Source organism: Blautia sp. CAG:257, assembly GCF_000433815.1.
Lineage (GTDB): Bacteria > Bacillota > Clostridia > Lachnospirales > Lachnospiraceae > Blautia_A > Blautia_A caecimuris.
In genome coordinates this window covers 19,815-26,860 of sequence record NZ_HF999032.1, presented here as the reverse complement: position 1 = coordinate 26,860, position 7,046 = coordinate 19,815, and the positions used below count along the sequence as shown (strand labels likewise).

General features: G+C 41.8%; 8 protein-coding genes. 7 read left to right on the top strand and 1 reads right to left on the bottom strand.

Annotated elements, in window-relative coordinates:
• Nucleotides 1-102 precede the first annotated feature (102 nt).
• Nucleotides 103-1,458 carry an MATE family efflux transporter gene (locus QVP40_RS05690; RefSeq protein WP_022067525.1) on the bottom strand — a complete coding sequence of 452 codons (1,356 nt, stop codon included), beginning with the start codon at nucleotides 1,456-1,458 and terminating at the stop codon, nucleotides 103-105.
• A 500-nt stretch (nucleotides 1,459-1,958) separates the two neighbouring features.
• Here QVP40_RS05690 and QVP40_RS05685 point away from each other — a divergent pair, with 500 nt between their 5' ends.
• The 7 genes from QVP40_RS05685 to QVP40_RS05655 form a co-directional block, all read left to right on the top strand.
• Nucleotides 1,959-2,816, top strand: a complete 858-nt coding sequence (locus tag QVP40_RS05685) for an alpha/beta fold hydrolase (RefSeq protein ID WP_288200339.1) — start codon at nucleotides 1,959-1,961, stop codon at nucleotides 2,814-2,816.
• Between the two features lie 85 nt (nucleotides 2,817-2,901).
• Entirely contained in the window at nucleotides 2,902-3,402 is a 501-nt protein-coding gene (locus QVP40_RS05680; RefSeq protein ID WP_022067523.1) for an HD domain-containing protein, read from the top strand.
• A gap of 160 nt (nucleotides 3,403-3,562) precedes the next feature.
• The gene (locus QVP40_RS05675) at nucleotides 3,563-4,120 is read left to right on the top strand and encodes a CDP-alcohol phosphatidyltransferase family protein (protein WP_022067522.1); all 558 of its coding nucleotides are present in this window, start codon (nucleotides 3,563-3,565) and stop codon (nucleotides 4,118-4,120) included.
• 96 nt (nucleotides 4,121-4,216) lie between these two features.
• Complete coding sequence (locus tag QVP40_RS05670) at nucleotides 4,217-4,393, top strand: hypothetical protein (protein WP_022067521.1); 177 nt, start codon at nucleotides 4,217-4,219, stop codon at nucleotides 4,391-4,393.
• Nucleotides 4,394-4,465: 72 nt separating this feature from the next.
• On the top strand, nucleotides 4,466-5,164 hold the full coding sequence (locus tag QVP40_RS05665; RefSeq protein ID WP_022067520.1) for a response regulator transcription factor: 699 nt from the start codon (nucleotides 4,466-4,468) through the stop codon (nucleotides 5,162-5,164).
• Nucleotides 5,165-5,171: 7 nt separating this feature from the next.
• Nucleotides 5,172-6,080, top strand: a complete 909-nt coding sequence (locus tag QVP40_RS05660) for a sensor histidine kinase (RefSeq protein ID WP_442852283.1) — start codon at nucleotides 5,172-5,174, stop codon at nucleotides 6,078-6,080.
• An 83-nt stretch (nucleotides 6,081-6,163) separates the two neighbouring features.
• A partial coding sequence (locus QVP40_RS05655) for an ABC transporter ATP-binding protein (protein WP_288200338.1) occupies nucleotides 6,164-7,046 on the top strand: 883 nt, incomplete at its 3' end.

The following is a 7,046-nucleotide window of genomic DNA, read 5'->3' as shown; positions in this document are numbered from 1 at the left end:
AGGCTGCCGACTCAATGTCTTAACTAAATGACATTGCCGCTTATGGACTCCCATGGCTATAGATACCTCAAGGTTTTGCAGCATAACCGCTACAGATACGTTTCAGTCTTTTCCGGCTAAAGAATATTTCTTTATTGAAGAAAAATAGCTGATAATAAGAAGGACCGCAGCCCCTGTCCAGGCAGCAATTTCAGCATAAAAAATCCCGTCTGTTCCCATAATAAAAGGAAGAAAAACTGCAACACCTACACGTACGACAAACTCAACAACACCGCTGAGCATGGGGATAAAGGTGTTTCCCAGACCCTGGAGGGCTGATCTGTATACATGAAGGAAATACAGGATACAGAGACAACATGCCATGATAAAAAGATATTTCCAGGCAATATCCAATACCTGTCCGGCCTGGGAAGGCTCTCCTGAAATAAACATGGACAAAAGCTGTTTTCCGAAAATAAACATAACGCAGGAGATCAGGGCTGAGGTAAGAAAAGCAAGCAAGGTGCTTGACCGAACGCCTTTTTTTATGCGGCCGATTTCCCCGGCTCCCAGATTCTGTCCAACATAGGTCACAATGGCATATCCGTAGGAAATAGCTGCCATTTCAAGGATACCGTATAATTTGTTTGTTGCGGTAAAGCCTGCAACAAAAAGGAAGCCATAGCCATTGACCACATACTGAACTACCAGACCTCCAATTGCAATGATAGTATTCTGAAAAACGACAGGCGTTCCAAGCTTCAGAAGCTTCTGGTCCAGTCCGGGACGGCGCTGAAGATCCTGGCGGGAGATATGAAGCAGTTTTATTTTTCTGACAACAAGAAAGCAGTATACTGCAGAAAAAATCTGAGCAGTAACCGTAGCAATGGCAGCGCCGGCAACTCCCCAGTGAAAGCCTGCCACAAATAAAAGATCAAGTATTACATTGACAGAAGCCGCAATGATCATAGCTGTCAGTGGAGTACGGCTGTTCCCGACAGCGCGCAGTACAGAAGCAAACACATTATAGGCAGCAACTGCGGGAATTCCGCAGAATACAATCCGCAGATAAATCAGAGACATACCGATAATATCTGACGGAGTATTTAAAAACACCAGGATCCCCCGGGCAAAAATCTGGCTGACTGTCAGAAGAACAACGGAAATAACGGCGGTAAGTACATAGCTTCGTGCAACAGACTGTTTTAAAAGATCCTCTTTTTTTGCACCATAGTGCTGAGAAATCAGAATAGAAAATCCCTGTGTGGCGCCGGTAGAAACACCAAGAACCATCCAGGTGATCCATTCAACCGCGCCCAGAGCAGCCAGAGCCTGAACTCCTGCAATCTGTCCTACAACAATAGTATCTACCATAGTATAAAGCTGCTGGCAGATGTTTCCCAACATTAAGGGAATGGCAAACAGAATGATCAGTCTGCCAGGTGATCCTTTTGTCATATCCCGAACCTGACCTGACATAACATTTCCTCCTTTGTTGTTTTCGCATTTTTAATTATAAAAGTCTAAATGAGCAAATATCAAATTTTGTATAATAGAATCCGTAATATACGGACAAAAATATTAAGCTCTATATGCGCATCTTATAAAGACAAATTCATGATAATTTTGTGCACTTTTTCAAACTTGCTCATTTACAGTGTAAAAGACAATATTTTGATGCGCTTTTTCAAATTTGCCCTTTTATAGTTTTTTATATAAAATCAGGCAAACATGGCTATTTTTACATGATTTTATGGAGTTGTCAAGCAGTAAAAACCAGGTTGTGGAATGAACAGCAATAAAATCTGTTTACCTTATTGGACAACAGGTGTATGATAGGAAAAACAGTTATACGGATAAGATTCAGGAAGCGAAAATATCAGAACAGCTGTGAGTATTCTGGGGAACTGCCGGATATAAGAGATTGTGAAAATGAAACGTATGACTGTAAAAAAGAGAAGGGAATCATTGTAGAAAGCATGGAAGAAAAAGTATATACAACACCCTATGGAAAAATTTATTATTGGACTGCATATTCAGGAAAAGAGAAACAATGGCTGATATTTCTGCCGGGTCTGACAGCTGATCACAGATTATTTGAGAAACAGACAGAAGCATTGAGAAAAGATTATAACTGTATGGTTTGGGATGCTCCGGCACATGGAAAATCCCGTCCCTTTGCACTGTGTTTTACTATGGAGGATATGGCCGATTATCTGAAACAGATTTTGGAAAGAGAGGGGATTTTCTCACCTGTACTGGTTGGGCAATCTCTTGGAGGGTATATTTCTCAGGTTTATATGCAGAGATATCCTAAGTCTGTATCAGGTTTTGTTTCCATAGATTCCTGTCCCCTTAAGAGAAAATATTATACAGGAGCAGAACTTCTGATGTTGAAGCATACGAAGTGGATGTATCGTTCTATTCCCTGGAAAATGCTGCTGAAATTTGGAACAGAGGGGACATCTGAAACAAAATACGGGAGAAAGCTTATGGTTCGCATGATGCTTTCCTACGGAAAAAAAGAATACTGCAATCTTGCAGACCACGGATTTCGTATTTTTGCACAGGCTGTGGAGAAAAAACTTCCATATGAGATTCCCTGCCCTTATCTTGTATTATGCGGTGAAAAGGATGCTGCCGGCTCTGCAAAACGGTATAACAGAAACTGGAAACGCAGAGAGCACTGTATGCTGGTATGGATACCTGAAGCAGGACACAATTCCTGCTGTGACGCTCCGGATTTTGTGAACAGGCATATAAAACGATTTGCGGACAGCCTGAAGAAAGACAAAAGTTACTGTGAACAAAGGGAACAGGTAACAGACAGAATATAAAAAGAATATAAATTCAGTGAAATCCCTTGCATTTTCTGAAAGAATTGTCATAATGTAAGTAGAACAAGGAAGGGAGTGATTGCCGATGGACATTCAGTTATCGGATGAAGTCTCACAGGCGTATCTTTCAGAGGTTGAGGATATTCTTAAAAATAAAGAATTTCTTTCTCTCAGTCTCTATGAACATCATCAGTGGACAAACAGATTAATGCACAGCATTAATGTTTCCTATATATCATGGAAGCTGGCAAAAAAGCTGGGATGTGATGCTACAGTGGCAGCCAGAGCCGGACTTTTACATGATTTTTGCCCCTATGATTTCCGGCAGAAAACGCCTACAGGAGAACATCAGGCATTCTATCATCCCAAAGCTGCGGCTGACAACAGTGCAAGGACATTTGATATCAGCGAAAAGGAATGGAATGCAATTCTGACACATATGTTTCCTCTGGGACCGGTTCCCAAAAACAGAGAAGCATGGATCATCACCATGGCAGATAAGATATGCGCCAGCCTGGAGTTATGCCACATTGCAGTAGCTCTGGCAAGACGCAACCGGGTAGTTGTAGTATCAGCTCCGGTATAAAGCAGGGCCTGCTGTATGGATTGTCTCCGACAGCAGGCTTCTTGTGTCCTGTTTTACCGGATCTGGATCTACAGAGAATAAAATTTCAATGTTATTAACCCCAGGGGACTTTGCAGAACATGTTACAGAAACCAGCTGGATGCTAAAACGAGGTGTACCAATGAAAAAATTTACAAAAAAAGAGATCTTTTCTATTCCCAATATTATGGGATATTTCCGGATCCTTCTTATTCCGGTGTTCTGCTATTTATATATTACAGCAGAAAGTGAAAGAGAATATCTGTATGCAGCCTTTGTAGTTCTTATTTCCAGTCTTACAGACCTTTTTGATGGAAAAATAGCAAGACGTTTTAATATGATAACAGAGCTTGGAAAAGCTTTGGATCCCATTGCAGATAAGCTGACGCATGGCGCCCTTGCGGTATGTCTTGCAACAAGATATCCCTTAATGTGGGTTTTGATCGTACTTATGATCATCAAAGAAGGATACATGGGAATTCAGGGACTTATTTTCCTGAAAAAAGGAAAAATGCTGGATGGGGCAATGTGGTTTGGAAAGGTCTGTACAGCAACGCTTTTTGCGGGTATGCTGATACTGTTCCTGTTTCCGGTTCTTCCATTATGGCTTGTGAACGGCATGATCTGTGTAATGATGGCAGTCATGCTTGTGACACTTGGCATGTATGTGCCGGTTTTTAAAAAGATGAAAGAAGAATAACTCCAACGGGAGACACAGGATTTTAACATACAGGAAATTTTACACAGGATCGCACATAAGAAATAAAACAAAATAAGCAGGAAAAGGGAAATAACAATGTTTGAGCGTATTGATTATGAAGTTAAAAGAATTGACGGAGATTATGCGTATCTTCAGAATATGGAAAATGGAGATGAGGAACTGAAATGCGTGGCAATGGCGCTGCTTCCACCGGAAATCATGGAAGGAAGCCGGGTAGCTTACGAAATGCTTCAGTATTTTATGGCAGAATAATCTGCAGCCAGGTTATAGTAAAAGCAGCAAATCACAATCAGGAAGCAGAATAAAAATGCAGAGGAATAAATTTTGGAAAACAGCAGGATTCTGATTATAGATGATGACAGAGAACTGTGCATCCTTATTAAAAAAAGTGTGGAAAATGAGGGGATAGAAGCTGATTTTTGCGGAACCGGAAGAGAAGGGATGGAAATGCTGGAATGCCGGGAGTATCACCTTATTATTCTGGATGTGATGATGCCGGGGATGGACGGATTTGAGACGCTGAAAAAAATACGGCAGAAAAGCAAGGTTCCGGTTCTTATGTTTACATCAAAAAATGACAATTATTCCAAAGTAAGGGGCCTGAGAGAAGGAGCAGACGATTATCTGACAAAGCCTTTTCATATGGATGAGCTTCTTGCCCGTATTTTTTCTCTGATACGAAGATATACACGCTTTAACAGGGACAGAAACAGTCAGGAGATCCTTCAGTATGAGGGACTCTGTGTGAACATAGACGAGCGTTCTGTAAAAACAGAAAATGGAACCTTTGAGCTTCCGCCAAAGGAATTTGACGTTCTGATGTTTCTTGCTGAGAATCAGGGAAAAATTTTAACAAAGCAGAGGATTTACGAGGCTGTCTGGAAAGAGCCTTATGTGTATGATGACAATAATATTATGGCAGTTATCAGCAGACTTCGAAAAAAGCTGGAAGAAAATCCGGCAAATCCCAGATATATTCAGACGATCAAGGGAATCGGTTACCGGTTTAACAGGGAGGTATAAAATGACAGTGGGAGTAGTAATGTTTCTGGCAGGAGCAGCTTTTTTTGCAGCTTCTGTTTTTTTATTGTACGGTATGAAAAAACAGCTTTCAGAAATGACAGAGGCGCTTAAGGAAGTAAAAATGGGAAACGGAAACAGAAGGATCCTTGCAGCTCCCGGTGAATGGACAGCGCCTGTTGCCTATGAACTTAATGGAATCATTCGTTCCTATGAAGAGCGGATTCTTGCGCTGAATAAAGCTGAGGAAACAAACAGGCAGCTTATGACAAGCCTTTCCCATGATGTAAGGACTCCGCTTACAACGCTGATCGGATATCTGGATGCAGTACACAGACAGCTTGTGACAGGAGATGAGCGGGAAGCATATATGGAGACCGCACGAAAAAAGGCTCATGATCTGAAGGAATATATTGATATTCTTTTTGACTGGTTCAGGCTGAACTCAGATGAATTTGCCATGGACAGGGAAATACTGGAAGCTGCTGAGCTGACCAGGAATATTCTCATTGACTGGATACCTGTTTTTGAGGACACAGGTTTTGACTATGATATACAGATTCCGGACAGGCCTGCCCGGGCAGTTCTTGATGGAGACTGTTACAGAAGGATTTTAAATAATCTGATACAGAATGTGCTTTCTCACAGCCATGGAAGCTGGGTGGAAATCAGGATGCTGCAAAAAGCCCGGGAAGTAAGTATTTCAGTATCAGATAATGGTGTAGGAATGGAAAGCGAAGATCTGAAACATATTTTTGAGCGGCTTTATAAATGCGACAGAGCCCGTTCGGAAAAAGGAAGCGGACTGGGACTGTCTATTGCTCGGCAGCTTACAGAAAAAATGGGAGGCAGAATTGCTGTCCAAAGTCAGCCGGGAAAAGGGACAAGATTTACGCTTACATTTCCTTTGTGTGAATAAATGCAAGGATTTTGCAAGGTTAAGATAAGATTATCATAAGGTTCATATGGTATCATTTCAGTCAGAAAAGGAGGAATAAGGAAATGAAACAATATCTGATTGAAACAGACCATCTTACCAAGCAGTATGGAGAGCAGAAAAGTGTTTCGGATCTCAGCATTCATGTAAAAGAGGGGCGTATCTACGGGCTTTTGGGAAGAAATGGAGCGGGAAAAACCACAACCATGAAAATGCTCCTTGGACTTACTAAGCCCACATCCGGACAGATAAGGATCTTTGGAAAATCTGTGTCAGGAAATGAAAAGAAAATCCTGCCAAGAATCGGAAGTCTCATAGAAGCTCCGGGATTTTATCCGAATCTTACCGGAACGGAAAACCTAGGTATTTTTGCAGCGCTGAGGGGAATCCCAGACAGAAATGCAATAAGAGATGCTTTGGATCTGGTGGGGCTTCCCTATAAAGATAAAAAACTGTTTTCACAGTATTCCCTTGGAATGAAGCAGAGACTGGCCATTGCTCTTGCAGTAATGCATGATCCGGAGCTTTTGATCCTGGATGAACCGGTCAATGGACTGGACCCTATTGGAATTGCGGAGGTACGTTCCTTTATTCAGGCTCTTTGCAGAGAAAGAGGAAAAACAATTCTGATTTCCAGCCATATTCTTTCTGAGATTTCGCTTCTTGCAGATGATATCGGAATTATTGATCATGGTGTGCTTCTGGAGGAGGAAAGTCTTGCGGAGCTGGAACAGAAGAGCAGCAGACATATCCGTTTTTTTGTATCTGATACAGCTCAGGCGGGAAGAATTCTGGAACTGAGATTCCATGAGAAGCGTTTTACCATACAGGATGATCACAGGCTGATCGTCCATAATCTGAACCTGCCCACAGGACAGATTGTAAAAGCCTTTGTGGAAAACGGACTGGAGGTGTGCGAGGCTCATATCTGTGAGGAAAGCCTGGAGG